Genomic DNA, 837 nt, shown 5'->3' with positions numbered 1-837 from the left:
TTATTTAAGATTTTTCATAAATGGATAGGGCCTTTTCGATATCGCCTTCTGATTTCTCCAGCAGTTTTTCTGCAGCGGCTGCATCTTCGTTTGTTTTCAGCATGATGATGGCCGTTTTGACTTGGTTATTGGACATTTCCAACGCTTGCGCCGCTGTTTCTTTTGGCATACCTGTGACCGTTTGGATGATGCGGATCGCCCGCTCCTTTAATTTGTCATTGCTTACTTTTACATCTACCATGAGGTTTTCATAGACTTTCCCCATTTTGATCATGGCCGCCGTTGAGATCATGTTTAAAATCATTTTATGAGCGGTTGCGGCTTTCATTCTCGTCGATCCGGCAATGACTTCAGGGCCGACGACTACTTCTATGCTGTGATCTGCCGCCTGGCTGATCGCCGAGTTTTCATTGCATGTCAGCGATATGGCCTTGGCACCTGTTTTCTTGGCATACTTCAGGGCGCCTAGGACGTACGGAGTTCGGCCGCTGGCGGCGATTCCGATTACGGTATCATTGTTTGAGAGGTTAACGGCTTCTAAATCCCGTCTGCCAAAAGCCTCATGATCTTCAGCGCCTTCGACGGCATTGTACAAAGCTTTTTCTCCCCCTGCAATGATGCCTATGACCGACTCGGGAGATATGCTGAATGTCGGCGGGCATTCAGCTGCATCAAGTACGCCGAGCCTCCCGCTTGTACCGGCACCGATGTAGATGATCCGTCCCCCTTTCTTTAACGACCCGACGGCGTAGTCAACGGCGGTCTTAACATCGGGCAAGACTTCTTGTACAGCTTCGGCTACCGTTTTATCTTCATCATTCATGATTTTCAACATAT

At 48.5% G+C, this 837-nt stretch carries 1 protein-coding gene; it reads right to left on the bottom strand.

The features are described 5' to 3' along the window. Positions 1–4: 4 nt before the first annotated feature. A partial coding sequence (gene murQ, locus ACWHAR_RS25250) for an N-acetylmuramic acid 6-phosphate etherase (protein WP_452088205.1) occupies positions 5–837 on the bottom strand: 833 nt, incomplete at its 5' end.

The organism is Bacillus sp. LR--39 (genome assembly GCF_053613335.1).
This window is presented reverse-complemented; position numbering and strand designations above follow the sequence as displayed.